Below are 26,571 nucleotides of genomic sequence, written 5' to 3' on the forward strand. Positions count from 1 at the left end.
GGCGGCCCCCGGCGAGCCGGCGGCGCCCCGGCAGGGCGCACAGCGACGAACCCGGAGGAGACCGACCATGCACATGGACGTCTATCCCACGCGCAAGACGAACGAGCCGACCCTCATCTTCCGGCAGGACCCCGTCGTGTACGGCGGGCCGGGCAGCGGGCCGGACGGCGGGCCGATCGACCCGCGGACCCTCGCCGACTACGACGCCAAGGGCTTCCTCACCGTCGAGTCACTGATCTCCCCCACCGAGGTCGAGCGCTACCGCACCGAGCTGCACCGCCTGTCCACCGACGAGAGCCTCCGCGGGGACGAGCGGGTGATCACCGAACGCGGGTCGCAGGAGGTCCGCTCGGTCTTCGAGATCCACAAGGTCAGCGAGGTCTTCGCGAAGCTGGCGGCCGACCCGCGCCTGGTCGACCGCGCCCGGCAGATCCTCGGCTCGGAGGTCTACATCCACCAGAGCCGGGTCAACTACAAGCCCGGCTTCACCGGCAAGGAGTTCTACTGGCACTCCGACTTCGAGACCTGGCACGCCGAGGACGGCATGCCCCGCATGCGCGCGGTGAGCATCTCGATCGCGCTCACCGACAACCACGTGCACAACGGCGGCCTGATGATCATGCCGGGTTCGCACCGGACCTTCGTCTGCTGCCTGGGTGAGACGCCCTCGGAGCACTACAAGCAGTCCCTGAAGGGGCAGGAGATCGGCACCCCGGACCCCGACAGCCTGCGGCTGCTGGCCGAAAAGCACGGCATCGAGCTGTTCACCGGCCCCGCCGGCTCGGCGACGATGTTCGACTGCAACTGCATGCACGGCTCCAACGGCAACATCACCCCGTTCCCCCGCTCCAACGTGTTCATCGTCTACAACAGCGTCGAGAACACCTGCGTGGAGCCGTTCGCCGCACCGGACCGGCGCCCGCCCTTCATCGCCTCCCGTGACTTCACCCCGGTCGGCTGAGGACCGGAGCCGCCTCCCGCGCCGACCGCGTGGAGACGCGGCCGGCGCGGTCACGCCTCCGCGCGGCGCCGCGGGGCCCGGGAGGCCGATCCCCCGGCGGATCCGGACCGCCGGCACGGAAGCGGACAGGAGCGCAACGTGACGGAGCAGGGATGGACGCGCCGCCGCTTCCTGCGGCGCTCAGGACTGGCCGCGGCGGCGCTCGCCGCCGGGTCCGCCCCGGTCGCGGCGTGCACCCGCGTCGACGCCCCAGGCGCCCCCGGGCAGGACGCCGCGGACCCGCTCGCCCGGTACCGGGAGGCGGGCGTGATCAGAGTCGGCGTCGCCAACGAGCAGCCGTACGGCTTCCGCGACGGCGACGGCCGGCTGACCGGGGAGGCCCCCGAGGTCGCCCGCGCGGTCTTCAGGGCGCTCGGCGTCGGCGGACTGGAGGCGCAGATCGTCGACTCCTTCGGCTCGCTGATCCCCGGCCTGCAGTCCCAGCAGTACGACGTCATCGCCGCCGGCATGTTCATCACCCCGGAGCGCTGCCGGCAGGTCGCCTTCTCGCACCCCGACTACGTGGCGGCCGAGGCGTTCCTCGTCCCCCGGGGCAATCCCAGACGGATCCGGCGCTTCCCCGACGTCGCCGCGAGCGGCGCGCGGCTCGGCGTGCTCGAAGGCGCCGTGGAGAAGGGCTACGCCGAGGCGAGCGGGGTGAGCGGGGAGAAGATCACCGTCTTCCCCGACCAGAACGCGGCCTTCAACGGCATCCTCGCCGGCCGGGTGGACGCCGTCGCGCTGACCGCGGTCTCGCTGCGCTGGACGCTGCGGCAGCAGTACGCCGGCGAGCCGCTGGAGGCGACCGAGTCCTTCGTGCCGGTCATCGGCGGCAAGGAGCGGCTCGGCGCCGGCGGGTACGGCTTCCGCAGGCAGGACACCGCGCTGCGCGACGCCTTCAACGCGCAGCTGAGGAGACTGCAGGACGCGGGAGGGGTGCTGCCGCTCATCGAGCGGTTCGGCTTCACCCGCACCGAGGTCGAACGGGCCCGCGGGCTGACCGCCGACCGGCTCTGCGCGGCCTCCTGACCGGCCGCGACGGTGATCACGATGACGATCGGTCCCTGCAGCGGCGACCTGCCCGGCACTCTGGGCGAGGCGATGCCCTTCCTGTGCGAGGGAGCGGCGGTCACCCTCGCCGCCGCCGGCGGCGGCTCCCTGCTGGCGGTCGCCATCGCCCTGCCCGTGGGGCTGGCGGCCGTCTCCGGCCGCCGTGCCGTCCGGGCGGCCGCCCGCGCCTACCTGGAGTTCTTCCGCGGCACCTCGGTCCTGGTGCAGCTGTTCTGGATCTACTACGCCATGCCCCTGCTCACCGGCTACCAGCTGGAGAAGACCTTCGCCGGCGTCCTGGCGCTCGGCCTCAACCTCGGCGCCTACGGCTCGGAGGTGGTGCGCGGCGCGCTGCGCTCGGTGCCCCGCGGCCAGTGGGAGGCGGCGGTCGCGCTGAACCTGTCCCCCTACCGGCGCATGCGCCACGTCATCCTGCCGCAGGCGTTCGTCGCCATGATCCCCCCGATGAACAACCTGCTCATCGAGCTGCTCAAGGCGACGTCGCTGCTGTCGGTCATCACCGTGGCCGACCTGACCTACCAGGGCCGGCTCCTGGTGAACTCCGGCAGCGACCAGGCGGCCGTGTTCGCCCTCCTCCTGGTGGTCTACTTCCTGTTCGCCTACGCGATCACGCTGGCCATGCGGGCCGTCGAGCGCAGGGCCGGGCGCCTGGTCGGCCGCGGCGGCCCCCCGCGCAGGCGTCCGCCCCCGCTCCCCGCACCGCCCTCCACCGCGGGGGAGGCGTGATGGGCTGGGACTGGCGGTGGACGCTCCAGATCCTTCCCGAGCTGCTCACCCGGGGGCTGCTGGTCACCGTCCAGGCGACGCTGGGCGGCGCGGTGCTGGCGTTCGCCCTCGGCCTCCTGCTCGCGCTGCTGCGCCGCTCGCGCCGGCCGTTCCTCAGCCGCCCGGCGGGCGCCGCCGTGGAGTTCGTCCGCAGCACCCCGCTGCTGGTGCAGCTGTTCGTCCTCTACTACGTGCTGCCCGGGTTCGGCGTCACGATGAGCGCCCTGGCGACGGGGATCATCGGGCTGGGCGTGCACTACGCGGCCTACACCTCCGAGGTGTACCGGGCCGGCATCGACGGGGTGCCGCGGGGCCAGTGGGAGGCGGCCGTCGCCCTCGACCTGCCCCGCCACCGGACCTGGACCGACGTGGTGCTGCCGCAGGCCGTGCGCCGCACGCTGCCGGCCCTGGGCAACTACCTGGTGGCGATCTTCAAGGAGTCGCCCCAGCTGTCCGTCATCACCGTCGTCGACGTGGTGGGGCTCGCCCGCGAGCTGGGCGCCGAGCGCTTCCGCTACCTGGAGCCGCTGACCGTCGCCGGCCTGTTCTTCCTGCTCGTGTCGGTCCCGGCGTCGATCCTCGTCCGCCGTCTGGAGCGCCGCCTTGGCAGCTGAGATCTCTGCCGGCTCCCCGCCGATGGTCCGCTTCGAGCGGGTCGTCAAGCGCTTCGGCGACCTGGAGGTCCTGCGCGGGCTGGACTTCGAGGTCCGGCGCGGTGAGCGCGTCACGCTGATCGGGCCGAGCGGCTCGGGCAAGACCACGATCCTGCGCCTGCTGATGACGCTGGAGCGGGTCACCTCGGGCACGATCGAGGTCGACGGCGAGTGCCTGTCCCACGTCCGGCGCAGGGGCAGGCTGGTGCCCGCCGACGAGCGGCACCTGCGCCGGATCCGCAGGAAGATCGGCATGGTGTTCCAGCAGTTCAACCTGTTCGCGAACATGAACGTGCTGCGCAACCTCACCGAGGCACCCGTGCGGGCCCTGGGGCTCCCCCGCGAGCAGGCGGAGGCGAGGGCGCGCGAGCTCCTGGAGATGGTCGGCCTGGCCGACAAGGCGCTGGAGCACCCGTCCCGGCTCTCCGGAGGGCAGCAGCAGCGGGTCGCCATCGCGCGGGCGCTCGCGATGGAACCGGAGGTGCTGCTGCTCGACGAGGTCACCTCCGCACTCGACCCGGAACTCGTCGCGGGTGTGCTGGACCTGCTGCGCGACATCGCCCGCAGCGGCGACCTGACCGTGCTCTGCGTCACCCACGAGATGCGCTTCGCCAGGGACGTCTCCCACCGGGTCCTGATGTTCGACCACGGGCGGATCATCGAGGACGGCCCTCCCGAGCAGATCTTCAGCGATCCCGCGCATCCGCGCACCCGGGCGTTCCTGCAGGCGGTCCTGGACGCCTGAGCCGCCGTGCGCCCCTGTTCGGGCGGGGCCGCAGGCGCGGCTCCTCACGGCGGTGCCCGCCGCGGCCGGGCGCATCGGGCACGCGCGGGGCAGACCGCCCGCCGGGAAGCCGTGGCCGTCACGCGGGACCGCCCTCCCCCGCCTCTCCGAGATGGAGGCCGAACCCGCCGGCGGCGAGTTCGGTCAGGAAGGCGACCGGGTCCACCAGCTGCTCGATGTGCCGCACACCCGGCGGCAGAGCGGGCAGGCGGCGGACGAGCAGCGCGGCGGCGCGCCCGGTGGCGCGGCTCTGCCGCCGCCCGCTGAAGGCGGCCTGCGCGGTGCCGGAGCGGACGGTCACGGCGAACCCGTCACCGCCGGGACGGATCCCGCCCAGCGCGCGCAGCAGCAGGCCGCGGACCGCGGGGCGGCGCAGCAGGCCCGCGACGGCGGGCCGGCCGGCCGCGGCGAGCAGGCCCGTGGCCAGGCGGGAGTCCAGGCACAGTCCTGTGCGCACCGAGGCCGCGCCGAGGGTGCCGGGCAGCGTGTACTGGTCGGAGAAGGGGAAGCGGTGGACGGTGCGCTCGCCGTACGGCGGTGGGAAGCGCATCGTCCACGAGCCGCCGAGCCCGCCCAGCCCGTCCAGGGTCCAGGCGAGCGCCGCCGGGCCGTGCCGCTCCCCCGAGCCGAGCAGCACGCCGATGCGCAGGTCCCGGGCCGGTGAGCGCTCGGCGCAGATGCGCGCCAGCAGGTTGGTGACGCCGGGCACGAGGCCGACGCTGAGGACGGCCGTCGCGCCGCGTTCCACCGCCAGGCCGTCGAGTTCACGGATCGCGGCGAGCACGTGGCGGGAGGCGGAGACGTCCACGTAGCCGATGCCGCGTTCCAGGCAGGCGCGGGCGACCCGCGCGTCGCCGGTCTCGGCGCACATGAGCACGGCGCCGACCCCCTCCAGCGCCCCGGCCAGGCCGGCGGGATCGGTGGCGTCCACCCGCATCGCGACGGCCCCCGGGACCGGGCGGGCCCGGTCCGGGTCACGGCCGGCCACGATCACCGTCGCGTCCGCGGTGAGCGCGGCCGCCGCCTCGCGGCCGACCGCGCCGTATCCGCCGAGGATGAGGACCGTGTCCGTCACCGGGGGGCTCCTCGCTCCGGTGCGGGGGCGGCGGCGGTGCCCGCCGGCCGGCGGGCGGAGGACATGGCCAGGGCGCAGACGACCCCCAGGACGGCGAGGCCGGCCGCGACGGCGAACCCGATCCGCAGTCCGCCGGCGGTGTCCCCGTGGGAGGCGGTCCACGCGGCCGAGAGCAGGAGCACGCCGGTGACGCCGAGCGCGGCGCCGAGCCGCTGGGCGGTGTTGAGCAGCCCGGAGGCGGCCCCCTTCTGCTCCTCGGGCGCGGCCCGTACGGCCGAGGCGGTGGAGCCGACGAACACCGCCGGAAGCCCGGCCGCGAACACCAGGCCGGGCGGCAGCACGGCGGTGAGGAACCCCGCGCCCGGACGCAGCAGGACCGCGTATCCGGTCAGGCCGAGCGCGAGCAGGCCCATGCCGGCGGCCAGGACGGCGCGCATCCCGAAGCGCCCCGCCGCCCAGGGCACCACGGTGCGGGCGGTCACCATGTTGACCGCCGCGATGGGCAGGACGGCGAACCCGGCGGCGAGCGCGGAGTAGCCCAGCACGTCCTGCAGCATCAGCGACAGCAGCACGAACGCCGGCACGTGGGAGGCGCCCACCAGGGCGTTGGCCACGGTGCCCGCGCGCATCTCCCGCTGCCGGAGCAGGGCGGGGGGCAGGATCGGCTGCGGGTGGCGGGGCTGGCGGGCCCAGAAGGCGACCGCCAGCGCCGCGCCGGTCACGGCCGCCGTGACGGTGGGCGCGTCCCAGCCCCGGACGGGGAGCTCGGAGGCGACGAGCACCACGGCGAGCAGGCTCCCGGTGCCGGTGAGCGCGCCGGCCACGTCCAGGTGCGGTCCGGCGGCGCGGGGGCGCCCGGCTCCGGGACGGTCCGGGGGCAGCAGGCGCGGGGTCGCGGCGAGCGCCGCCAGGCCGATGGGCACGTTGATCAGGAAGATCCACGGCCAGCCGGCCGTCTCGGTGAGGATTCCGCCCAGCGCCACGCCGGAGCCGGCGCCCGCGGCCGCCATGGCGCTCCACACGCCGAAAGCGCGGCGGTAGGCGGCGGGCTCGGTGAAGACCGTCGCCAGCAGCGCCAGCTCGGCCGGGACCACGAGCGCCGCGCCGACGCCCTGCACCGCCCGGCCCGCCAGCAGCGTGGCCGCGTCGGGGGCCAGTCCGCACAGCAGCGATCCCGCGGTGAACAGCGCGATGCCGGTCTGGAACATCCGGCGCCGCCCGAACACGTCCGCCGCCCGCCCGCCGACCAGTTGGAAGCCGCCGAACGTCAGCTGGTAGGCGTTGACCACCCAGGCCAGGCCCGCGCCGGTCAGTGACAGGGACGCGCTCATCGCGGGGAGCGCGACGTTGACGATCGACACCTCGAGGAACACCACGAGCTCGACCGAGGTGAGCAGGAGCAGGACCGCGAAGCCTCGCGGTCCCCATGTTTTTGTAGTCACACTCTAAGAATGTTTTTAGAGTGCTGCTATAGTCAAGTCGTGAGCGAGACACCACGAGGCACGACCACCCGAGGCTCCGGGAGAGAGGACGGGCGGAGCGCACGGGCCCGCGCCACCCGCGCCCGCATCGTCGCGGCGGCGACCGGGCTGTTCACCACGGCCGGCTACACCGCGACGAGCATCACCGCCATCGCGGCCGAGGCAGGGGTGAGCGAGCAGACCGTCTACTACGCCTTCGGCACCAAGCGGGCCGTCCTCGCCACCGCTCTCGACCTGGCCGTCGCGGGAGACGACGAACCCGTCCCCACCCTGGAGCGCCCCTGGGTCCGCGACGCGCTCGCCGACCCCGATCCGCTCGGGCAGATACGCCGCCAGGTGGCCGGCGCCGGGGACATCTACCTGCGCGCCGCACCGCTCCTCGACGTCGTGCGCAGCGCCGCCACGACCGACCCCGACCTGGCCGGCGTCTGGGCCGTCAACGTCCGGCAGCGGCTGACCGTGATGCGCGTCTTCATGGACGCCCTCGCCCGCAAGACCCCCCTGCGCGACGGTCTCGACACCGACACCGCCTCCGACATCGCCCTGGCGGTCCTGTCGCCGGAGACCTACAACCTGCTGGTGGGCGAGCGGGGATGGGAGCACGCACGCTGGCAGGCGTGGGCCGCCGACGCGCTCGGCCGCCTGCTCACCACGCTGCCGTCCGCGGCGGCCCCCGACCCCGCGCCGGACCGCGACCCGCTCCCCGGGCGGGGGTGAACCCGCCCCGCGTGCCGGTCAGCCGGGGGCGCGGGCCGCGCCCCCGGCCGCGAGCAGTGCTCCGGCCAGGACCCCGGGGTCGGCCGTGGACGGCCAGTCGCTCACCTGGCCGTCACCCACCTCGATGACCCGCCAGGCCCCGTCGGCCCGCCGTACGAGGTCGGTCGTGACGAACCGGGCGCCGAGGCGCCGGACCGCCTCGCGCACGTCGCCCAGGATCTCGGGCCGCTCGACGGCGTCACCGGGACTGTCGGGATGCGGCCCGGCGAACACCGCCTCCCCGTCCAGCCACCACACCCGCACCTGCGCCCCGGTGAAGTGCTCGAACCCCCGGATCACCAGACCGCCGGTCAGGTCCTCGCCCTGCAACTCGACGAACCGCGCGGCGACCCGCTCCAGCGCGTCCAGATCGGGCGCGTAACACGCCTGCAGCCACTCGTGCTTGCGCGACTTGACGTAGTCCTTGACCACGAAGCCCGTCTCCCCCAGCCCGCCCGCCAGCCGGGCCAGCCGCCGCCCGCCCGGCGCACGCCCGCCCGGCGCCATCGGCACCACGGCCGTGCGCGGCGTCAGGTCCTCGAAGCAGCGCAGCCAGCCGGGCAGCTCATGGGCACGGCGGTAGGCGCCGGCGTCGGTGAGCAGGCGGCAGCCCCTCGCCCGCAGCGCCTCCTCAAGCGCCGCGTACTGCCCGGAGCGGAGCATCCAGCCGCGGTACCAGACCGGGCCGAACCCGTCCGGCACCCGCGCCACCGCCTCCCCGGTCCGGCCCGCCGTCAGCGCGTCGTGGTCGACCAGCGCCACCCGCCCGTCCCCGTCCCGTACGGCCAGCGCCTCCGGCCCGAAGTGCGGATCGACCCGCCGGGGCCGGAGCGGGTCGGCGCAGAACAGGAAGCCCACGGTCACACCCCCTGAGGATACGGACCGTCCGCACCGGTCTCACGTGGATATCCGGCCACCTCGCACGCCCCGGTCCCGGCGCCCGGAGACCACCGGGACCGACCGCGGCGGTGACCGGACGCCGTCTGGGAGGGAACGAGCCGGCCTGTGGCGGCCACGACGTCGCGTGCACGTCGACGACCACGCGGCCGCCGGCCGGGATCCGAACCGCCCGGGCCGGCGCCGGTGCGGCCGAGGTCCGCGCCATCCGGGTGCCGCGGCCGGGGTGGGCGTCCAGCCGACCGCCGATCCCGCGGCCGCGGAGGCGGTCCCGGGCCGTCCCGTCGGCGGCGGAGCGGAGCGGGCCCTCCCGGCTTCTCCGCGGCTACCGGGCGAACAGGGGGGCCAGCCGCTCGGCCAGCTCCGCGTAGGACCCCTGGGCGGCCACGCGCCCCTCCTCCAGGAGCACGATGCGGTCGGCTCTGCGGACGGTGGACAGGCGGTGCGCGATGACGAGCGTGGCGCGGCCGGCGGCTGCCCCCTCGAGCGCGTCGGCGAGGCGGGCCTCGTTGTCGGGGTCGAGGTTGGCCACCGCCTCGTCCAGCACGAGCACCGGCGCCCGCGTGGCCAGCGCCCGGGCCACGGCCACCCGGGCGCGCTGGCCGCCGGAGAGCGTGACGCCCCGCTCGCCGACGGGGAGCCCCGGGTCGACGGCGAGCTGGGCGGTGCGCAGGGCGTCGGCCACGTCGGCGCGGGGGGCGCCGAGCCGTACGTTCTGCTCGACGGTGCCGGCGAACAGGTGCACGTCCTGCGGCACCACCGTGACGTGCCGGTGCAGGTCGGCGATGCGCGGCAGCGGCACGCCGCCCACCAGGATGCGGCCGCCGTCGGGGTCCCAGTGGCGCAGCAGCAGGGAGACGCAGGTGGACTTGCCTGCGCCCGAGGCGCCGACCAGGGCGACGGTCCTGCCGTACGGGACGCGGAAGGACACCCCGCGCAGCACGTCGGGGCCGTCGGGCGTGTACCGGAAGCGGACGTCCTCGAAGACCACGTCCGGCTCGGCGGGCACCTCCAGGGGCTCCCGCGGCGGGGTCACGTTGGCGGGCGCGGTGACCAGGGCGTGCACCCGGTCGGCGGCCGCGCGCAGCGTGCCGTACTCCTTGAGCAGCAGCGCCACCTGGGCGGCCGGGCCGAGGGAGCCGGCCGCCAGCACCATGGCGACCGGGGCGTCCGCGGGGGATCCGATCACCGTGGCGACCAGGAGCAGCGTCCCGGCGGCCGCGACGGCGAGGAGCAGGTCGGTGAGGGCCGTCTCGAGGCCGCCGCGGGCCGCGTTCGCCGCCTGGGCCCGCGCCAGCCGGCGGGTCTTGCGGGCCAGCAGGTCCCTGCGGCGTTCCACGGCGCGGAAGGCGGCCAGCTCGCGCATGCCCTGGACGGTGTCGACCACGTCGGCGGTGAGTTCGGCGGTGGCCTCGCGCAGCTCGTCGCCGTGCCGGCGGGAGGCCCTGCGCAGCCACAGCGGCACGGTCAGCACGCACGCGGCCAGCGGCAGCGAGAAGGCCGGCAGCAGGGGGTCGATCACGGCGGCGGCCGCGCTCCCCGCCACCAGCACCGTGCCCGCGGTGATGAGCTGGGCCAGGGTGTGCGCGAAGAGCCACTCCAGGGTCTCGACGTCCGACAGCGCGGCCGCCGCCAGGTCGCCGCTGCGGCGGCCCAGGAGGCGGGCCGGGGCGATCCGGGCGACCGCGCCGTAGACCTGGCCGCGCAGTCCGGCCAGCACCCGGTAGGCCAGATCGTGCGCGACGTACGTCTCCCACCAGGCGGCCAGCGCGGCCACCGCGACGAGCCCGCCCAGCACGGCGCCGGCCGGGCCGAGCGGCACGCCGCGGCCGGCGATCGCACGTCCCACCAGCCAGGCGCCGGTCACCGCCGCGCCGAGCACGGCCAGCTGCCCGATCAGGTTCGAGACCAGGGTGGAGACGAACGCCCGGCGGTGCGCGCCGACGGCGCCCGCGAGCCAGCGGATGGACGGGTTCATGCCGCGGTCTCCAGGACGGTTCCGTTCTCCAGGGTCACCACGTGGTCGGCCTGCCGGATGGTGTCGGGCCGGTGGGCGATCATCAGGCAGGTACGGCCCCGCCGCACCTCGGACAGGGCCTGCTCGGTGCGCGCGTCCACGTGCGAGGTGGCCTCGTCGAGCACCAGGACGGGGGCGTCGGCCAGCAGCGCCCGCGCGATGGCCAGGCGCTGCCGCTGCCCGCCCGAGAGCGTCGCCCCGCGCTCCCCCAGCCGCGTGTCGTAGCCGTCGGGGAGCCGGGCGATGAAGTCGTGGGCCGCGGCCAGCCGGGCGGCGGCGACCAGTTCCTCGTCGGTGGCCTCCGGTCTGGACAGGCGCAGGTTCTCGGCCACGGTGCCGTGGAAGAGGTAGGTGTCCTGCGCCACGACCGCGACGCCGCCGCGCAGCGCGTCGAGCGTGAGGTCGCGTATGTCGACCCCGCCGATGGTGATCGCGCCCCGGTCGGGGTCGTGGTGGCGCTGCAGGAGGGCGGCCAGGGTGCTCTTCCCGGCGCCGGACGGTCCGACCAGGGCGACGGTGCGGCCCGGCTCGACGGTGAAGGCGACGTCGCGTACGGCGGGGCGCTCCGCACCGGGGTAGGTGAAGGTGACGTGCTCGAAGGCGACGGCCGGCGCCTCGGGGAAGTCGCGCCGCGTCCCCCGGTCCTCGACGGCCGGGGACGCGGTCAGCAGGTCCTCGATGCCGTCGACCGCCGTTATGCCGAGATATCCGGCATGCCAGGCTTCGGAGAGGTTCTTCACGGGGCGGAAGCACTCCACGGTGATCACCAGGACGGCGACCGCCTCCCACGTGCTGCCCGCGGTCGCCGCGGCGAGGACGGCCCCGGCCGTGCCCGCCTGGACGAGGAACGCGCTGACCCCCGTCTCCACCAGTGAGATCCTGAGCTGGCGCATGGTGGTCAGGTAGAGGTCGTGCGCCCGGCCGGCCAGCCGCGCCCCCACCGCGCCGACGGCTCCGAACGCCCGCAGGGTCGCCATGCCCTGCGTCGCCTCCAGGTAGTCCGAGGCCAGCGCGGCGAACGCGGCCCAGCGGCCGCGCCCCCGCCTGAGCAGCGTCGCGTCCCAGAACCTGGGGATGACCAGGACCCCCGCCACGGCGGCGGCCAGGACCGCCGCGGCCGCAGCGTCGACCGTGAACAGCCAGCCCGTCAGCGCCACCGGCACGCAGAAGGTGACGACGACCTGAGGGAGGTAGCGGCTGAAGTACGGGTCGAGCCCCTCCACCCCGTCGACCAGGGTGGCCTGCACGTGTCCCGTGCGGGCGCCGGTCAGGTGCGCGGGGCCGAGCCGGCCCAGGTGGTCGATCAGCCGGTCGCGCAGCCGGGCCTTGATCAGCGCGCCCGCCCACACGGTCACGGACTCCCTGACCCACAGCAGCGCCGCCCGCGCCACGATCACCGCGAAGGCCCAGGCCAGCAGCCGCACCGCCGCCGGGACGTCTCCACCGGCCAGGGCGGCCAGGGCCGCGGCGAGCAGGACCGCCTGGCCGGTGTACGCGGCGCTGACCGCCAGGCCCAGGCCCGCGCAGACCGCGATCGGCCCCTTCACGCCACCGGCCAGTTGCAGCAGCCGGCGATGAACGATCACTCGCCCTCCCCTTTCCGTCCCCGAGGGAGGACGCGGCCCTCCCCTTGATGCGAAGCGAGAGTAAATGATAACTATTTTCATCGTCTAGAGTTGGCAATGGTTTTCATATCTGGAGGTCCCATGCGCCGCGGCGCTCTCTCTCCCGGCGGACGGCAGGCCGGGCCGGTGGCGAGGCGATCGGTCATCGCCCTGGTCGCGCTCGCACTGGTGGCGTCCTGCGGTCGAAGCGACCCCCGGACCGGTGGCGCCCCGGCGGAGCCGCGGGCCGCCGCGCCGACCGCCGTCCCGGTCACGCCGGTCGGCGCGGCCCTGACCGTCACCGACCCCCACGGCAGGACGCTCACGCTGAAGAAGAAGCCGGAGCGCGTGGTCTGCCTGACCGGCCTGTGCGACGACGCCCTCGTCGAGCTGGGACTGACCCCCGTGGCCACGACCACGCCCGAGCTGCTGTCCCGCCCCGACTACCTGGGCGCGAAGGGCGCCGAGGTCCCGGTCGTCCCGGGAAGCTTCGGCAGTGAGGACGTCGCCGCGATCGCCGAGGCGGAGCCCGATCTGGTGATCGGCCTCGCCGGCGTCCACGACCAGCTCAGAACCGCGGTGGAGAAGTTCGCGCCGCTGTGGGTGGTCGAGGTGAGGTCGTACGAGGACTCGATCGGCTACCTGCGCGCGCTGGCGCAGCTCACCGACCGCGGCCGGCAGCAGGCCGCGGCCGAGAGCCGCTTCCGCGCCAAGCTCGCCGACGGAGCGGCCCGCGCCAGAGCCGCGGGACTGGACAAGAAGCCGGTCCTGGCGATGTACGGGGGCACCTCGGTGGGCGTCAACACCACCGAGGACGTGCTGGGCCACTTCATGTCCCGGTTCTTCGCCTACCCCTGGCCCAGCAAGGGCGGCGGCTTCGAGACCGCGCAGGCCTACAGCATCGAGGAGATCCTGGCGAAGGCACCGCAGGTGATCTTCATCCAGTCGTTCGGGACCTCGGTCAGCGAGCACTACAGGGACAACCCGGTGTGGAGGCGCGTCCCCGCCGTGGCCGCGGGCAAGGTGTTCGAGGTGCAGACCGAGCTGTGGGCGTCGGGCCGCGGCACCAGGGCGTTCGGCATCATCCTGGACGAGGCGCTCGCCAAGGCCGCCGGATGAGCGCCGCGCCCGGCGGACGTCCGGCGGGCGGCGCCGGGCGCCCGCGCGCGCTCGCGCCCTGGGCGGCCGGGCTCGGCCTCGCCGTCGCGGCGCTGGCCGGGCTGTGCCTGGGCACGCCGTTCGTGGCCCCTCACGACCTGCTGTCGGCCGCCCCCGGCTCGATCGCGCACGTGGTGGTCTGGGAGCTGCGCGTCCCCCGCGTGCTGATCGGCCTGGCGGGCGGCGCGGCGATCGGCACGGCCGGCCTCCTGCTGCAGGAGTCGCTCGGGAACCCGCTCGCCGTGCCCGAGATGCTCGGCGTCTCGACCGGAGCCGCGCTGGCCGTGGGCGTGTGCGTGGTGTGGGCGCTGCCCGTGCCGCCCTCGCTGTATCCGCTGGCGGGCCTGGGGGGTGCCGCGCTCGGCGGGCTCGTCACACTCGCCGCGGCCAGGACGGGCCGCACCGCCGGCGGCGTCCTGCTGACCGGCGCCGCGGTCTCGACCGGCATCCAGGCGCTGCTGCTGGCCGTGATGGCCACCGCCGACCGCCTCCAGTACGACATGCTCTTCCGTTACCTCGTCGGAAGCCTGTCCGGCCTGATGTGGGAGCAGGCCGCCAGGACCCTGCCGTGGTTCGCCGCCGCGATCCCCCTCGTCGTGCTGTGCGTTCCCGCGCTCGGCCTGCTGCGCCTGGGCGACGACGCGGCCGCCTCGCTCGGCAGCCGGGTGGACCGCGCCCGGCTCGGCGTGCTCGCGGTGTCCACCGTGCTGATCGGCGCGGTGACCGGTCCCTGCGGCCCGATCGCGTGGGTGGGGTTCCTGGCGCCGGTGGCGGCCCGGCGGCTGCGCCCGCACGCGGGCGCCGGGAGCCGGCTGACGTGGTCGGCCGCGCTGGGCGCACTGGTCACCGTGACGGCCGACCTGGCCGCGCGGCTGGCGTTCGCCCCGGTGGAGACCCCGCTCGGGGCCTGGACGGCACTGGCCGGCGTTCTGGCGGGTGCCGTCCTGCTGCGAAGGCGGGCCCGCGCATGACGCTCACGCGCAGGCCCGAGCCGGGTGCCTACGGCGCGGCGCCCGGCCGGGTGGCCACGGCTGCGGTCCTGCTCGCGGTGGTCGCGGTCGCGCACCTGCTCGCCTCAGGCCAGCCGCCCGGCGCGGTCACCGGCCTGCTCGACGGCGCCGCGGACGGTCGGGCCGAGAAGATCGTGTGGGAGCTCGGCGTGCCGAGGCTGCTCACCGCCCTGCTCACCGGCGCGGCCCTGGGCGCCTCCGGATACGTGCTCCAGGCGGCGCTGCGCAACCCGCTGGCCGCACCCGAGTTCTCCGGTGTGAACCCCGGCGCGGTGCTCGGCATCCTCGGCGGGCTCACCCTCGGCCTGTTCCCCGCCGACTCCGCCGCCGGAGCGCTGCTCGCCGCGCTCGCCGGCGGCGCGCTGGGCGGCGGGACCACCTGGCTGATGTCCGCCCGCCGCCCCCCGGCCGACCTCGTGGTCCACGGCCTGCTCGGCAGCGCGCTGCTGGCAGGGCTGACCACGATGCTGCTGGCCTACCAGCCCGGCAGGTTCGGCAACGCGCTGCGCTGGCTGATCGGCTCGGTCGACGGGCGGGTGTGGGAGCACCTGGCCCTCGCCTCCTGGTGGATCGCCGGGGGCGTCGCCGTGGCGTGGGCCTGCTCGGGGGTCCTGGCCGTCCTGTCCCCCGGCGACGACCACGCCGCCTCGCTCGGCCTGCACCCCGGTCTGGGCCGGGCCGTCGCGCTGACCACGGCGATCGCCCTGACCGCCGGCGCGGCCAGCCTGTCGGGGGCGATCTCCTTCGTCGGCCTGGTCGCCCCGCACGCCGCCCGCAGGCTGGGCGGCCGCGTCCTCACCGCCGCCGCCACCGGGGCCGTCCTGCTCGCCGGCGCGGACACCCTCGCCCAGTTCGCCGGGCACCTCCTCGACGGCGCGCACCGGCTCGGCGTCCCGACCGGTGTGGTCACCGCGCTGGCCGGCGCCGCCGTCCTCATCAGACTGGGAAGATCGCAATGAGCATCACGGTCCAGGACCTGCACTTCTCGTACGGCACACGCCCGATCCTGACCGGGATCGACCTCACCGTCGAGCCCGGCGAGTCCGTGGCCCTCGTCGGCGTCAACGGCTGCGGCAAGAGCACGCTGCTGCGCCTGATCGCGGGCCTGCTGGAGCCGTCGTCCGGCCGCATCCTGCTCGACGGCGCGGAGCTGGCCTCCCTGTCGCGGCGGCAGGTGGCGCAGCGGCTGGCGGTCCTGCACCAGAGCCTGCCGCCCGTCCCCGGGCTGACCGTGCGCCGGCTCGTCCGCCAGGGCCGGTACCCGCACCGGGGACCGCTGGGACTGCTGCGGGAGTCGGACTCCGTGGACGAGGCACTGGAGCTGGCCGGGGTCGCCCATCTCGCCGACCGCGTCCTCGACACGCTGTCCGGCGGCGAGCGCCAGCGCGTACGGCTCGCGCTGGCCGTGGCCCAGGACACCCGCATCCTGCTGCTGGACGAGCCGACCGCCCATCTGGACATCCGCCACCAGCTGCAGGTCCTCGACCTGGTCCGCACGCTGCGCGCCGCCCGCGGCCTCACCGTCGTGACCGTCCTGCACGAGCTCGACCACGCGGCCCGCTTCGCCGAACGCATCGTCGCGCTCCACGGGGGACGGGTCCGGGCCGACGGCAGGCCTGCGGACGTGATCACGCCGGACCTGCTGGCCGAGGTGTTCGGCGTGGCCGGGCGCGTGGTCATCGACGAGCTGCACGGCACTCCCCGCTGCCTGCTCGACGCGGCCCTGTGACCGCCTCCGGCCCGCGGGCGCCGCCGGGCGCGCCGCACGTCGCTTGCGAAATAAATGATGCGTCATGTACGTTGAGCCGGCAGGTACATGACGAGTCATTTATGAGCGGACGGGGAACGTCATGCAGTTCGGTGTCTTTTCGGTCAGTGACATCACCACCGACCCCACGACCGGGCGGACGCCCAGTGAGGCCGAGCGGATCCAGGCGATCGTCACGATCGCCAAGAAGGCCGAGGAGGTCGGCCTGGACGTGTTCGCGCTCGGCGAGCACCACAACCCGCCGTTCTTCTCGTCCTCGCCCACCACCACCCTGGGCTACATCGCCGCGCAGACGCAGCGGCTGCAGCTGTCCACCGCGACCACGCTGATCACCACCAACGACCCGGTGAAGATCGCCGAGGACTACGCGATGCTGCAGCACCTGGCGGGCGGCCGCGTGGACCTCATGCTGGGCCGCGGCAACACCGGCCCGGTCTACCCGTGGTTCGGCCAGGACATCCGGCAGGGCATCCCGCTGGCCATCGAGAACTACGCGCTGCTGCACAGGCTGTGGCGCGAGGACGTGGTCGACTGGCAGGGCCGCTTCCGCACGCCCCTGCAGGGCTTCACCTCCACGCCCCGGCCGCTCGACGGCGTGCCGCCGTTCGTCTGGCACGGCTCGATCCGCAGCCCGGAGATCGCCGAGCAGGCGGCCTACTACGGCGACGGCTTCTTCCACAACCACATCTTCTGGCCCAAGGAGCACACCCAGCGGATGGTCGCCCTGTACCGGCAGCGCTTCGAGCACTACGGCCACGGCTCGGCCGACCAGGCCATCGTCGGGCTCGGCGGGCAGGTGTTCATGCGCAAGAACAGCCAGGACGCGGTGCGCGAGTTCCGCCCCTACTTCGACGAGGCCCCGGTCTACGGCCACGGCCCGTCGCTGGAGGAGTTCATGCGCGAGACCCCGCTGACCGTGGGCAGCCCCCAGCAGGTCATCGACCGCACCCTCACCTTCCGCGACTACGTGGGCGACTACCAGCGCCAGCTGTTCCTCATCGACCACGCCGGCCTGCCGCTGAAGACCGTGCTGGAGCAGCTCGACATCCTCGGCGAGGAGGTCGTGCCCGTGCTGCGCAGGGAGTTCGCGGCGCTCAAGCCCGCCCACGTGCCCGACGCGCCCACCCACGCCGCCCGGGTCGCCGCGGCGGGCGGCGCCAAGGACGCCACCGTGTACGCGCCCGCCGACGACGTGACCGGCCGGTCCCGCCCGCAGGCACCGGCCCGGTGAGCACGCGCGCCCCCGCCGCGGCCTGCGCCCGGCCCGCTCCGGGGGCGGTGAGCCGGCGCCGGCGGGCCTACCTCGATCAGGCCGGGCAGCGGGCCGCCGATCCGCGACCGCCCTCAGCAGCTCAGTCGTCGTGGGCGATGAGCATGAGCTGCCGCCACAGCAGCACCACGAACACCGCGGAACCCGCGAAGGCGAACCAGAAGGGCGCCGCGACGCCGAAGCGGGCGGCCAGGACACCGCCGATCAACGAGCCGACCACCAGACCGGCGTAGACGCAGATGGTGTTGACGCTGCCCACCCGGCCCTGAAGGTCGCGCGGGACCGCGCGCTGGCGGACGGTGACCGAGGTCGTGCCCCAGATGAACGCGTGCGCGCCGAAGACCAGGAAGATGCCTCCGGCGACCCACGGCGAACGGGCCAGGGCCAGGCCCAGGTGGGTGAACGTCTCGATGACGAGTCCGATCCGCATCAGGGCGCCGAGGCTCACCCTGCGGGTGATGGCCCCGTACAGACCGGTGCCGATCAGGCCGCCGATCCCCCCCGAGGGTGGTCATCAGGCCGAAACCCACGGCGCCGAGGCCGAGCTGCTCCTGGGTGTAGAGGACGAGAACCGACCAGGCCGCACCGAACGTGAAATTGAAGATCAGGATCGTGAGCGCCAGCGTGCGGACCGCCGCGTGCCGGACGGTCCAGCGGAAGCCGTCGACGAGCGCCCGTACGGTGTCGGGCGCGGGGTCTCCTGCCTGCCGGCCGTGCGGCGGCAACGTGATCCGGGAGACCAGGACGATCCCCGCCACCACCAGGAGCAGCTGGCCCGCGAACGGCCAGGCCGAGCCCAGGCCGAACAGCGCCGCGCCGATCGGCGGCCCGGCGAGCTGGTTGAGCGTGATGAATCCCGTCCCCAGCCGGACAGGCAGGAATCGCTCCACCGCTGTGACCACGAACGCAGAACCATACGTTTCGGGGGGAACCGGCGGCAACGCGTTTTCGCGTCCGCGCGCTCAGCGGTGACCCGCCAGCACCGCGTGGGGATCGGTGCCGGCAGGGCCGTCGGGATCGGCGTGCACCGTGGCCGCGCGCAGGCGCGGCACCTGGTGGATCAGCCGGTGCTCGGCCTCGACCGCCACCGCGTGCGCCTCCACCAGCGGCAGGCGGCCGTCCACGACGATGTCCACCTCGGCGCGCAGCGCGTGCCCGATCCAGCGCAGCCGTACCACGCCCACCTTCCGCACGCCGGGGGTGGCGGCCAGCACCCGCTCGGCGCGGTCGACCAGGGCGGGGTCGACGGCGTCCATCAGCCGGTGGTAGATCTGCCCGGCCGCGTCCCGCAGCACGAAGCAGATCGCCAGCGTGATCAGCGATCCGACGAGCGGATCGGCGAGCGGGAATCCGAGCGCGGCACCGCCCGCGCCGAGCAGCACGGCCAGGGAGGTGAAGCCGTCGGTGCGGGCGTGCAGCCCGTCGGCCACCAGGGCGGCCGAGCCGATCTCGCGGCCGACCGCGATCCGGTAGCGGGCCACCCACTCGTTGCCGGCGAAACCGACCAGTCCCGCCGCGGCCACCCAGCCCAGCGCCCGCACGTCCTGAGGATCGATCAGCCGCCGGACCGCCTCGTAACCGGCCAGTCCGGCGGAGGCTGCGATGACGACCACGATGACGATCCCGGCCAGGTCCTCGGCCCGGCCGTAGCCGTAGGTGAAGCGGCGGGTGGCCGCGCGCCGCCCGGCCCAGAACGCGATGCCCAGCGGCACCGCGGTCAGCGCGTCGGCGGCGTTGTGCAGCGTGTCGCCCAGCAGCGCCACCGATCCCGACGCCGCCACGATCACCGCCTGGGCCAGCGCGGTGACCGCCAACACCGCGAACGAGACGACCAGCACCCGCATCCCGCGACTGCTGGACTCCAGCGCCGCATCGGTCTTGTCGACGCCGTCGTGGCCGTGCGGGGCGAGGGCGTGCCCGGCGCGGGAGAGCAGCCTGCGGATCCCGCCGCCGCCCGCCTTCCCGCGCCCGTGATCGTGCCCGGGATCGTGGCCGTGGCCGTGCCCGCGCCCGGGATCGTGGCCGTGGCCGTGGCCGTGCCCGCGCCCGTGACCGTGCCCGGGATCGTGGCCGTGGTCGCCGCCCGGCCCCCGGTCAGGGCGGTGCGGCTCGCGGGGCGTGCTCTGGTCGCTCATGACGGCTCCAGCGTGTGCGGATCGGGGCGCGACGGGCGGGCCGCTGGACGGCGGCCCCCGCATCCCCCATTATGTGCGTATGAGCGCACGCATGCACCTCTCAGGTGCGCATGGTTCGCAGGAGCACGACCAGGGCGAACGGTTGAAGGCGGCCGCCGGCATCCTGGCCCTGCTGGCCGACCGCACCCGCCTGGCCCTGCTGCAGCGACTGTCCGAAGGCGAGGCGGACGTGACGACGCTCACCGCGGCCTGCGACCTCCCCCGCCCGGCGGTGAGCCAGCACCTGGCCCGCCTGCGCCTGGCCGGCCTGGTCACCACCCGCAAGGAAGGCCGCCGCGTGATCTACCGCCTGTGCCACGGGCATCTGCGGCGCCTGGTCGACGAAGCGCTCAACGCCGCCGACCACCGGCTCGGCCACCTGCCACCGCACGACTGAGGCGGCCGCCGGCCCGGGAGCGGTCACGGCCGGGGGGCGCGGTGGCGGCCGCCGGCCGCCGATGACGCCGGTCAGACCCGGAAGCGGGCGGCCACGTCCTGCAGCTCGCGGGCGAGACCGGCGAGCTCGGTGACGGTGCCGACGGCCTCGGCCAGCGTCGCGGTGGTGCTCTGCGCGGCGGTCGCCACACCGCCGATGTTGGTGGCGATGTCGGTGGTCCCCTGGGCGGCGTCGGAGACGCTGCGGGCGACCTCGCCGGTGGTGGCGGTCTGCTCCTCCACCGCCGAGGCGATGGTCAGCTGGTAGTCGTTGATCCGGGCGACGATCCGGGAGATCTCCCCGATCGCGGTGACCGCCTCGGCGGTGTCGGCCTGGATCGCCTCCACCCGCCGGGAGATGTCCTCGGTGGCCCGGGCGGTCTCCTGGGCGAGGTCCTTGACCTCGTTGGCGACCACGGCGAAGCCCTTGCCCATCTCACCGGCGCGGGCCGCCTCGATCGTGGCGTTGAGGGCCAGCAGGTTGGTCTGCTCGGCGATCGAGGTGATCACCTTGACGACGTTGCCGATCTCGGCGCTGGACTCGCCGAGCTTGGAGACGGTGGCGTTGGTGGTCTCGGCCACGCCGACCGCCTCGGAGGCGACCTTGGCGGCGTCGTTGGCGCTCTGCGCGATCTCGCGGATCGAGGCGCCCATCTGCTCGCTGCCGGCGGCCACGGCCTGCACGTTCGTCGACACCTCCCCGGCCGCGCTCGCCACCACGCCGGCCTGGGCCGCGGCCTCCTGCGCCGAGGCGCCGATCTGCTCGGTGGCGGCGGTCAACCGCTCGGTGCTCTGCCCGAGGGTCCGGGAGCCGGCGGTCAGCCGGCCGACCATCGCGCTCAGGCTCTCGCGGGCGGTGTTGACGGCCACCGCCATGGCGCCCAGCTCGTCGCGAGCGCGCACCTCGGCCGGCACGGTGAGGTCGCCCTCCGCCACGGCGGCCAGCGCGGTGGATACGCTGCCCAGCTGCCGGATGATCACTCGGGAGACGAACGAGGCCAGGCCGACGGCCAGCAGCAGGGCCACGGCCAGGTACATGACCACCTGGGTGCGGGCACTGCCGTAGGCGTCCTCGGCCGCCGCGGCCATCGCGGCCGATTCGGCGTCCTCGGCCTGCTGCAGTTCCTCGACCGACTCCTTCAGCCGCTGCTGGGCCTTCGTCCACTCGGCGACCATCTGGTCCGCGGCGGGCAGCCGGACCCCGGCCGCCGGCGCCTCCTGGAACAGCGCGTGGTCACGCAGGTTCTGGAAGTAGACGAAGGTCTCGGCCACGTCCGCGGCGGCCGCCTCCCTCCGCTCCGAACCGGCGGACAGCTCCCGGTAGGCCTCCAGGGCGGCCAGGAAGTCCGCGTCGGCCGCCTCGACCATCTCGCGGCTGCCGGCCTTGTCCGCGGCCTCCACCGACACGGCCCAGCCGAACAGGCCCTGGAAGCCGTCGCCGGCCGCGCCGCGCAGCGTGCTCAGCTGCACCAGGCTGTCGACGTGCCGGGCCTTCATCTCCTTGATGTCCTCGTTGAGGCCGCTCATCCGGCTGATCGCGAGTCCTCCGACGGCGAGGGCGACCAGCGCGATGCAGACGACGGAAACATAGATCTTGGTCCCGACGCGGAAGTCCGCCAGCCGGCCGGCCAGCCGGTTCCGGTCGGCGGTGACCTGGACCGCGGCCTTTCGTGCGTTCATGACGGTCGCACACCTTTCCATAGCCCTCTTCGAGGGTCAGCCGGAGTCCCGGCTCGCCCACTGGATCGGCGCGGCCTGCGCATAGGTGAGGAATTGTGCGACAGTCCCGCCGGTCGAGCACCGGCGCACCGAGCCGGAGGCGCCGAAGAGGCGGTTCCCTCCACAGAGCCGGGGCGATCTCAGCGGCCCCACCGGCTGGTGCGCTCCGATCGGCCGGCTCAGCGGACCCGGTCGTAGACCACGGCGATCTCGCCCAGCTCGCCGGTCTCCTGGTGGGCGAGCCTCCATGTCGACGCCGGCAGGCCGTCGTCGAACAGCCGCTGCCCACCCCCGGCGATCTCGGGGAAGATCATGAGATGCAGCCGGTCGAGCAGGTCCGCCGCCAGGAGCGGCTTGATGAGGCTCGCGCTGCTGTTGACCAGGATGTCGCCCTCGCCGGTGGCCTTGAGTCCGGCGACGACGTCCACGACGGGAGCGTTCACCACGCGGGTGCGTTCCCACGGCGCCTCGGCCAGGGTGGTCGAGAAGACCACCTTCTCCGCGCCGACCAGCCACTTCGCGTATCCGCGATCACGCGGGTCGGCGCCGTCGTCTTCGGCGACCGCCGGCCAGTACCCCATGAACCCCTCGGCGTTGATCCGGCCCAGCAGCGCCGTCGTCGCGCCCTCCCAGATGCGGGTCATGTGGTCCCGCGCCACCTCGCTTGTCACATACGGGGCGAACGCTCCGAAATCGTGCGGCCCGCCGGGACCGTTGTAACGCCCGTCGAGGGTGAGGCTCAGGTTCGCGGTCACCTTGCGGCCGGTGTGGCTGGTCACGTCGTGCTCCTCGTGTCGGGGTCGTGCGGGGTTCCGGGATCGTTGGGGTCGTGCGGGTCCGCGGCGAGGGCCGCGGCGAGCTTGTCGAGGCTCTGGCCGAAGCCGATCTCGATGCCCGCGATGAAGTCCGCGGAGTCGACGGTGCTGCCGGTGATCCGCCAATGGGCGTCGAGGCCGGTGCCGGTGCCGGTGGGCCTGAGGCCGATCTCGACGTGGGCGGTGAAGGCGAGGCCGCCACCGGGAAGCAGCGGGGAGAGCCGGTAGGCGAGGCGCTCGCCGGGCCGTACGTCGTCGACGACCCCCTCCGCGCGTCCGGCGACCGGGTCGGAGCCGTCGGCGTCCTCGGCGTCGCGGTACTCGTGGACGATCCGCCCGCCCGGCCGCGCCTCGAAGACGAGCTCGGAGACGCGCAGATCGTCGGGCGTCCACCACCGGGCGAGCAGAGAGGTCTCGGTCAGGTGGCGCCAGACCAGCTCGGGGCGGCCCGGCAGCGACCGGTGGAACGCGAACGAGCGTCCGTCGGCCCACCCCGGCGCCTCGGCGGCGAGCCGCTCGGCGTGGAGGCTGAGCCCGTAGCGGTCGTAGGTCTCGCGCGGCCCGCCGGCCCGCTCCGCGGTGTCGGCGAGCCGGGTGAGCCCGGCCGCCAGCTCCCGCAGGCGGCCGGGCCGGAGCGCGTAGACGCGGCGCTGGCCGACGCGCTGGGAGACGACGACACCGGCGCGCTCAAGGGTCTGCAGGTGCTTGGTCGTCTGCGGCTGGCGCGCCCCGGCGAGCTGGGCGAGGACACCGACGGAGCGGGGCCGTTCGGCCAGCAGGTTCACGAGCCGCCAGCGGGCCGGGTCGGCCAGCGCGGCGAGGAGTGCGTCCACGGGAAAGATTATTCCCTCAAGTGAATATTCGCGTCAAGGAATAATTCAGGGTGGACGGGGCCGGCGGAGACCCGCCTCTCCCCTCCCGGCTCAGCCTTCCCCTGGACGTCCCACGGAGCCACCGGCTCGGCGCCTGTCGGTGCACGGCCGCATCACGTCGCGCACCGGCAGGCGGACCCGGTCACGCCCCCTGTCTCACGCCTCGCGCCGACCGGCCTCCGCCGCGAGCCGCGAGGGGGCCGCGGACACGCAAACGCGGTCACCGGCGGAGGGCGTCACGGACCGCTCCCGGTCACTCGGAGGGCCGGGGCCCCGCGGCGCGGCGGAGCCGGTTGGCGATCGCGAGCCCCAGCCCCTCCTCCACCGGCAGGGAGGCGACGATGAGGTCGCACCCGCGCTGGTCGAGCTCGCGCAGGAACCCGTACAGCCGCCGCGCGTAGGCCGCCGCCGACGCGGGGACCGCCACCACCGCGTGCGCCTTCACCGGAGCGCCGGCGAGGGAGGGGGGAAGGAGGACGCCCACCTGGCGCCCCAGCTCCTGGGCGAGCTCCGCTTCGGCGACGACCTTCTCCGGCTCGACGAGGACGACGCGCGCACGCGGCGCGTAGTGGGACGGATGCTGGCCCGGCACCCGGACGCGGCTCGTCGAGCCGACCTCGACCGGGCGCCCCAGCACCGCTTCGAGGTCCTCGCGCGTCACCCCGCCGGGCCGCAGGACGCCGGGGGTGACGCCCGTGGCGTCGACGATGGTCGACTCGACGCCGACCTCGCAGGGGCCGCCGTCCAGCACGAAGTCGACGGCGTCACCGAGCTCGGCGCGGACGTGCTCGGCCGTGGTGGGGCTGACCGAGCCGAAGCGGTTGGCGGACGGGGCCGCGATGCCGCCGCCGAAGGCCGACAGCAGGGTGAGCGCGACGGGGTGGGCGGGCACCCGCACGGCCACCGTCTCCAGGCCGCCGGTCGCCTCCAGGGGCACCCGGCGACCGCGCCGCAGGACCAGCGTCAGCGGCCCCGGCCAGAAGCGTTCGGCCAGCAGGCGCGCCGTCTCGGGCACGTCCTCGACCCAGTCGCCCAGCTGCTCGGCACCGCCGATGTGGACGATCAGCGGGTGGGAGGGCGGGCGCCCCTTGACCTGGAAGACGCGTGCGACGGCGGCGGCGTCCTCGGCGTTGGCGCCCAGGCCGTAGACGGTTTCGGTCGGCAATGCCACCAGGCCTCCGGCGCGGAGCACCCCGGCGGCCTTCTCGATGTCGCTGGTTCTTTCCGTCACCCTCGCAATCCTCTCACTGTTCCGCTCTGGCCGCTCCCATGCCTGGCGCCATCAGGAGCCGGCGCACCGCCGTGTTCGATGCCGGGACCACGCCGGCCGTCTGCGGCGCGCTCCACCTCGTCGCGCTCGCCCGGAACGGGGCCGCGAGCACCGAGGGGCGGCCCGCGCCCGGCGCGGGCCCCTCCGGACCCCTCGTCACCCGGAGCGGACCGGCCGCTCGAGGACCGGTCAGTCGAACCGCAGGACGAACCGCCCGCGAACGCCGCGTTGTCCGAGCGAGCGGTGCGCGTCGGCGGCTCGGGAGGCCGGCAGCCGGCCGGCCACGCGGACGGTGAGCCGTCCTTCACCGGCGAGTTCGGCGAGCCGGTCGAGCTCGGCTGCGGCCTCGGCGTAGTCGCGGACGAAGACCGGGGCGACGCGGATCCGGCCGGTCCCGTCGCCCCGGTAGCCGCGGACGGTGACGACGGTGCCGCCGTCCTTGACGGCCGGGAGCACGGCGGCCTCCAGCGCGGCGGCGTCGAGGAGCCCGTTCATCGGGATGGTGGCGGCCTGGACCTCCGAGAGCCCGGCCGGGATCTTCGCGACCGACCGTGCCGGCACGACCAGGTCCGCCCGGTAGCCGCCGTGCCCGCCCGAGGGCACCACGATGGCCATGACGGCCTCCCCGGCCGTGAACGCGCGGTCGGCGGCGGGGCCGATCTCCGTGATCACACCGGCGACCTCCATGCCCGGTACCCGCACCTCGTCCGCCTCGTCCTGGCGCGGACGTGAACGGACCATCGCGTCGACCGGGTTCACCGTGGCGCTGGTGACCCGGATCCTGACCTGGCCGGGACCGATCGGTTCGGCCGCCAGATCGAGCTCGCCGAGGGCCTCCGGTCCGCCTGGTCGTGTCACTCCGATTGCTTGAACCATGGCTGTTCGTCACTCCTTGTTCGCCGCTGCCCGGGTGGTGGCGGGCAGGACTGACCGCGCCGCTGAACGCCGGCCGCGGTGTGTGCTCGGCCCGATGCGGCTAGGACGACGCAGGGGCCTGAAGGCCCTCGAGCAGCAGGCCGCACACCTCGTCGAGTTCGGTGCCGATGCCGGGGTCCTGCCATTCGGCGGCATGGGCGAGGTGATTGAACTTGGCGGTGGCGTGGAAGACCACGCGGGCGGTGGCCTCCGCGTCGCCGGTGCGGAAGCTGCCGTCGGCGGCGCCGTCGGCGATGATGGCGGCCAGCTGGCCCAAGAGGTCGGCGACGTGGTCGGTGGCGACGGTGCTGTGCGCAGCCGCGAGGATTCCATAGGCGGCGAACAGCTCCGGGTCCTCGCGGATCTTGGCCTGCTTCACGGCCAGGACGGCGTGCAGCCAGGCACGCAGGCGCTGCGCCGGCGGGACCGCGCTGTCGGCCGCGATGGCGGCGAGGGTGTCGCGGTCGCGGTCGAGCCAGCGCCGGGTCACGGCCTCGCGCAGCACCTGCTTGGAGGGGAAGTGCTTGTAGACGGCGGCGTGGCTGACCCCGAGTGCCCGGGCGACGTCGACGACGGTCGCCTTGTCCGGTCCGTGGCGGCGCAGGATCTCCTCGGTGGCCGCCAGGATGGCGTTCGCGTCCAACGGGATGCGGGCAGGCATCAGTGCTCGCCTCCCGTCCGCTCGCCGCCCGGGAGCACGGGCAGGGCGGGGGGGGAGCGCTTCCCGGCGACCGCTCCTCGCGGGACGGCCTGCTCGACCGCGTCCAGGTCGTCGTCGGTCGGCTGCAGGCGGGGGACCTCTGCGGGCCCGGCGGTCCGGCACGGCCGGCCGGCCCCGGCCGGCGCGCCGGACCTCACGCTCACCACGGCGCGGTGTCCGTACGCACCGGGCATACCTGCACGACCAAGCCCGACCGCCCCCGCACAGACGTCGGCACCGGGTGTCCTCTGCTCCATACGGCGAACACTAAGCGGGTTGGTAACAAATATCAAATCTTGTAACTTGATACTGCGATCTCCGGCCGCAGACCGCTTCGCGCATTCGCGCAGACCGCTTCGCGC

The 26,571-nt window shown here is 74.7% G+C and carries 26 protein-coding genes; 12 read left to right on the plus strand and 14 right to left on the minus strand.

Annotated features, from left to right (window positions below):
* Positions 1-67: 67 nt before the first annotated feature.
* The 5 genes from thpD (at position 68) to ehuA (ending at position 4,234) form a co-directional block, all read left to right on the plus strand.
* Positions 68-961 carry an ectoine hydroxylase gene (gene thpD, locus ABD823_RS15075; protein ID WP_344859934.1) on the plus strand — a complete coding sequence of 298 codons (894 nt, stop codon included), beginning with the start codon at positions 68-70 and terminating at the stop codon, positions 959-961.
* 138 nt (positions 962-1,099) lie between these two features.
* On the plus strand, positions 1,100-2,029 hold the full coding sequence (ehuB, locus tag ABD823_RS15080; protein WP_344859936.1) for an ectoine/hydroxyectoine ABC transporter substrate-binding protein EhuB: 930 nt from the start codon (positions 1,100-1,102) through the stop codon (positions 2,027-2,029).
* A 21-nt stretch (positions 2,030-2,050) separates the two neighbouring features.
* Positions 2,051-2,797: an ectoine/hydroxyectoine ABC transporter permease subunit EhuC gene (ehuC, locus tag ABD823_RS15085; protein ID WP_344859938.1), complete on the plus strand. Its 747-nt coding sequence runs from the start codon at positions 2,051-2,053 to the stop codon at positions 2,795-2,797.
* Positions 2,797-3,450 carry an ectoine/hydroxyectoine ABC transporter permease subunit EhuD gene (gene ehuD / locus ABD823_RS15090; RefSeq protein WP_344859940.1) on the plus strand — a complete coding sequence of 218 codons (654 nt, stop codon included), beginning with the start codon at positions 2,797-2,799 and terminating at the stop codon, positions 3,448-3,450. Before ehuC ends, ehuD begins: the two co-directional genes overlap by 1 nt.
* Positions 3,451-3,472: 22 nt before the next feature.
* The gene (ehuA, locus tag ABD823_RS15095; RefSeq protein ID WP_344860058.1) at positions 3,473-4,234 is read left to right on the plus strand and encodes an ectoine/hydroxyectoine ABC transporter ATP-binding protein EhuA; all 762 of its coding nucleotides are present in this window, start codon (positions 3,473-3,475) and stop codon (positions 4,232-4,234) included.
* 118 nt (positions 4,235-4,352) lie between these two features.
* On the opposite strand, the gene ABD823_RS15100 is transcribed toward ehuA, so the two are convergent.
* Complete coding sequence (locus ABD823_RS15100) at positions 4,353-5,348, minus strand: saccharopine dehydrogenase NADP-binding domain-containing protein (protein WP_344859942.1); 996 nt, start codon at positions 5,346-5,348, stop codon at positions 4,353-4,355.
* Positions 5,345-6,790, minus strand: coding sequence for an MFS transporter (locus ABD823_RS15105; protein WP_344859943.1), 1,446 nt, complete (start codon positions 6,788-6,790; stop codon positions 5,345-5,347). Before ABD823_RS15105 ends, ABD823_RS15100 begins: the two co-directional genes overlap by 4 nt.
* 39 nt (positions 6,791-6,829) lie before the next feature.
* On the opposite strand from ABD823_RS15105, the gene ABD823_RS15110 reads away from it, so the two are divergent.
* Positions 6,830-7,546 carry a TetR/AcrR family transcriptional regulator gene (locus ABD823_RS15110; protein WP_344859945.1) on the plus strand — a complete coding sequence of 239 codons (717 nt, stop codon included), beginning with the start codon at positions 6,830-6,832 and terminating at the stop codon, positions 7,544-7,546.
* 18 nt (positions 7,547-7,564) lie between these two features.
* Here the strand turns inward: ABD823_RS15110 and ABD823_RS15115 are convergent, their stop codons facing one another.
* The 3 genes from ABD823_RS15115 to ABD823_RS15125 form a co-directional block, all read right to left on the minus strand.
* Complete coding sequence (locus ABD823_RS15115) at positions 7,565-8,449, minus strand: ATP-grasp domain-containing protein (protein ID WP_344859947.1); 885 nt, start codon at positions 8,447-8,449, stop codon at positions 7,565-7,567.
* 358 nt (positions 8,450-8,807) lie between these two features.
* Positions 8,808-10,460, minus strand: a complete 1,653-nt coding sequence (locus tag ABD823_RS15120) for an ABC transporter ATP-binding protein (protein WP_344859948.1) — start codon at positions 10,458-10,460, stop codon at positions 8,808-8,810.
* Positions 10,457-12,085 carry an ABC transporter ATP-binding protein/permease gene (locus ABD823_RS15125; protein WP_344859950.1) on the minus strand — a complete coding sequence of 543 codons (1,629 nt, stop codon included), beginning with the start codon at positions 12,083-12,085 and terminating at the stop codon, positions 10,457-10,459. The genes ABD823_RS15120 and ABD823_RS15125 overlap by 4 nt, the downstream gene beginning before the upstream one ends.
* A 165-nt stretch (positions 12,086-12,250) precedes the next feature.
* Here ABD823_RS15125 and ABD823_RS15130 point away from each other — a divergent pair, with 165 nt between their 5' ends.
* The 5 genes from ABD823_RS15130 (at position 12,251) to ABD823_RS15150 (ending at position 17,270) form a co-directional block, all read left to right on the plus strand.
* The gene (locus ABD823_RS15130) at positions 12,251-13,222 is read left to right on the plus strand and encodes an ABC transporter substrate-binding protein (protein WP_344859951.1); all 972 of its coding nucleotides are present in this window, start codon (positions 12,251-12,253) and stop codon (positions 13,220-13,222) included.
* Positions 13,219-14,232 (plus strand): FecCD family ABC transporter permease, encoded by a 1,014-nt coding sequence (locus tag ABD823_RS15135; RefSeq protein ID WP_344859953.1) that lies wholly within the window; start codon positions 13,219-13,221, stop codon positions 14,230-14,232. The genes ABD823_RS15130 and ABD823_RS15135 overlap by 4 nt, the downstream gene beginning before the upstream one ends.
* Positions 14,229-15,230 (plus strand): FecCD family ABC transporter permease, encoded by a 1,002-nt coding sequence (locus ABD823_RS15140; RefSeq protein WP_344859955.1) that lies wholly within the window; start codon positions 14,229-14,231, stop codon positions 15,228-15,230. The genes ABD823_RS15135 and ABD823_RS15140 overlap by 4 nt, the downstream gene beginning before the upstream one ends.
* Positions 15,227-16,000 (plus strand): ABC transporter ATP-binding protein, encoded by a 774-nt coding sequence (locus ABD823_RS15145; RefSeq protein ID WP_344859957.1) that lies wholly within the window; start codon positions 15,227-15,229, stop codon positions 15,998-16,000. The genes ABD823_RS15140 and ABD823_RS15145 overlap by 4 nt, the downstream gene beginning before the upstream one ends.
* A 121-nt stretch (positions 16,001-16,121) precedes the next feature.
* Positions 16,122-17,270, plus strand: coding sequence for an LLM class flavin-dependent oxidoreductase (locus ABD823_RS15150; protein WP_344859959.1), 1,149 nt, complete (start codon positions 16,122-16,124; stop codon positions 17,268-17,270).
* Positions 17,271-17,391: 121 nt separating this feature from the next.
* Here ABD823_RS15150 and ABD823_RS15155 read toward each other — a convergent pair whose 3' ends face one another.
* Both ABD823_RS15155 and ABD823_RS15160 read right to left on the minus strand, forming a co-directional pair.
* Positions 17,392-17,757: an MFS transporter gene (locus ABD823_RS15155; RefSeq protein ID WP_344859961.1), complete on the minus strand. Its 366-nt coding sequence runs from the start codon at positions 17,755-17,757 to the stop codon at positions 17,392-17,394.
* A 514-nt stretch (positions 17,758-18,271) separates the two neighbouring features.
* Positions 18,272-19,444 (minus strand): cation diffusion facilitator family transporter, encoded by a 1,173-nt coding sequence (locus ABD823_RS15160; RefSeq protein WP_344859963.1) that lies wholly within the window; start codon positions 19,442-19,444, stop codon positions 18,272-18,274.
* 79 nt (positions 19,445-19,523) lie between these two features.
* On the opposite strand from ABD823_RS15160, the gene ABD823_RS15165 reads away from it, so the two are divergent.
* Positions 19,524-19,880: an ArsR/SmtB family transcription factor gene (locus ABD823_RS15165; RefSeq protein ID WP_344859965.1), complete on the plus strand. Its 357-nt coding sequence runs from the start codon at positions 19,524-19,526 to the stop codon at positions 19,878-19,880.
* 71 nt (positions 19,881-19,951) lie between these two features.
* Here ABD823_RS15165 and ABD823_RS15170 read toward each other — a convergent pair whose 3' ends face one another.
* From ABD823_RS15170 to ABD823_RS15200, 7 genes are all read right to left on the minus strand, one after another.
* Positions 19,952-21,598, minus strand: coding sequence for a methyl-accepting chemotaxis protein (locus ABD823_RS15170; RefSeq protein ID WP_344859967.1), 1,647 nt, complete (start codon positions 21,596-21,598; stop codon positions 19,952-19,954).
* A 218-nt stretch (positions 21,599-21,816) separates the two neighbouring features.
* Positions 21,817-22,416: a dihydrofolate reductase family protein gene (locus tag ABD823_RS15175; protein WP_344859969.1), complete on the minus strand. Its 600-nt coding sequence runs from the start codon at positions 22,414-22,416 to the stop codon at positions 21,817-21,819.
* Positions 22,413-23,285, minus strand: a complete 873-nt coding sequence (locus ABD823_RS15180; RefSeq protein ID WP_344859971.1) for a metalloregulator ArsR/SmtB family transcription factor — start codon at positions 23,283-23,285, stop codon at positions 22,413-22,415. The genes ABD823_RS15175 and ABD823_RS15180 overlap by 4 nt, the downstream gene beginning before the upstream one ends.
* Before the next feature lie 292 nt (positions 23,286-23,577).
* On the minus strand, positions 23,578-24,555 hold the full coding sequence (locus ABD823_RS15185; RefSeq protein ID WP_344859973.1) for an L-threonylcarbamoyladenylate synthase: 978 nt from the start codon (positions 24,553-24,555) through the stop codon (positions 23,578-23,580).
* A gap of 228 nt (positions 24,556-24,783) precedes the next feature.
* Positions 24,784-25,470, minus strand: coding sequence for an alcohol dehydrogenase catalytic domain-containing protein (locus ABD823_RS15190; protein ID WP_344859975.1), 687 nt, complete (start codon positions 25,468-25,470; stop codon positions 24,784-24,786).
* A 100-nt stretch (positions 25,471-25,570) separates the two neighbouring features.
* A complete protein-coding gene (locus ABD823_RS15195) occupies positions 25,571-26,170 on the minus strand; it encodes a TetR/AcrR family transcriptional regulator (protein ID WP_344859977.1) in 600 nt (199 codons plus the stop codon).
* A complete protein-coding gene (locus ABD823_RS15200) occupies positions 26,170-26,373 on the minus strand; it encodes a hypothetical protein (RefSeq protein WP_344859979.1) in 204 nt (67 codons plus the stop codon). The genes ABD823_RS15195 and ABD823_RS15200 overlap by 1 nt, the downstream gene beginning before the upstream one ends.
* Positions 26,374-26,571: the final 198 nt, after the last annotated feature.

Source organism: Planomonospora alba, from assembly GCF_039534085.1.
Lineage (GTDB): Bacteria > Actinomycetota > Actinomycetes > Streptosporangiales > Streptosporangiaceae > Planomonospora_B > Planomonospora_B alba.

Bases quoted from the DNA above. Each gene is read 5' to 3' on its own strand.
- thpD (WP_344859934.1), top strand. From the start codon at position 68: ATGCACATGGACGTCTATCCCACGCGCAAGACGAACGAGCCGACCCTC.
- ehuC (WP_344859938.1), top strand. From the start codon at position 2,051: ATGACGATCGGTCCCTGCAGCGGCGACCTGCCCGGCACTCTGGGCGAG.
- ehuD (WP_344859940.1), top strand. From the start codon at position 2,797: ATGGGCTGGGACTGGCGGTGGACGCTCCAGATCCTTCCCGAGCTGCTC.
- ehuA (WP_344860058.1), top strand. From the start codon at position 3,473: ATGGTCCGCTTCGAGCGGGTCGTCAAGCGCTTCGGCGACCTGGAGGTC.
- ABD823_RS15120 (WP_344859948.1), bottom strand. From the start codon at position 10,460: ATGAACCCGTCCATCCGCTGGCTCGCGGGCGCCGTCGGCGCGCACCGC.
- ABD823_RS15135 (WP_344859953.1), top strand. From the start codon at position 13,219: ATGAGCGCCGCGCCCGGCGGACGTCCGGCGGGCGGCGCCGGGCGCCCG.
- ABD823_RS15140 (WP_344859955.1), top strand. From the start codon at position 14,229: ATGACGCTCACGCGCAGGCCCGAGCCGGGTGCCTACGGCGCGGCGCCC.
- ABD823_RS15145 (WP_344859957.1), top strand. From the start codon at position 15,227: ATGAGCATCACGGTCCAGGACCTGCACTTCTCGTACGGCACACGCCCG.
- ABD823_RS15150 (WP_344859959.1), top strand. From the start codon at position 16,122: ATGCAGTTCGGTGTCTTTTCGGTCAGTGACATCACCACCGACCCCACG.
- ABD823_RS15160 (WP_344859963.1), bottom strand. From the start codon at position 19,444: ATGAGCGACCAGAGCACGCCCCGCGAGCCGCACCGCCCTGACCGGGGG.
- ABD823_RS15165 (WP_344859965.1), top strand. From the start codon at position 19,524: ATGAGCGCACGCATGCACCTCTCAGGTGCGCATGGTTCGCAGGAGCAC.
- ABD823_RS15170 (WP_344859967.1), bottom strand. From the start codon at position 21,598: ATGAACGCACGAAAGGCCGCGGTCCAGGTCACCGCCGACCGGAACCGG.
- ABD823_RS15190 (WP_344859975.1), bottom strand. From the start codon at position 25,470: ATGGTTCAAGCAATCGGAGTGACACGACCAGGCGGACCGGAGGCCCTC.
- ABD823_RS15195 (WP_344859977.1), bottom strand. From the start codon at position 26,170: ATGCCTGCCCGCATCCCGTTGGACGCGAACGCCATCCTGGCGGCCACC.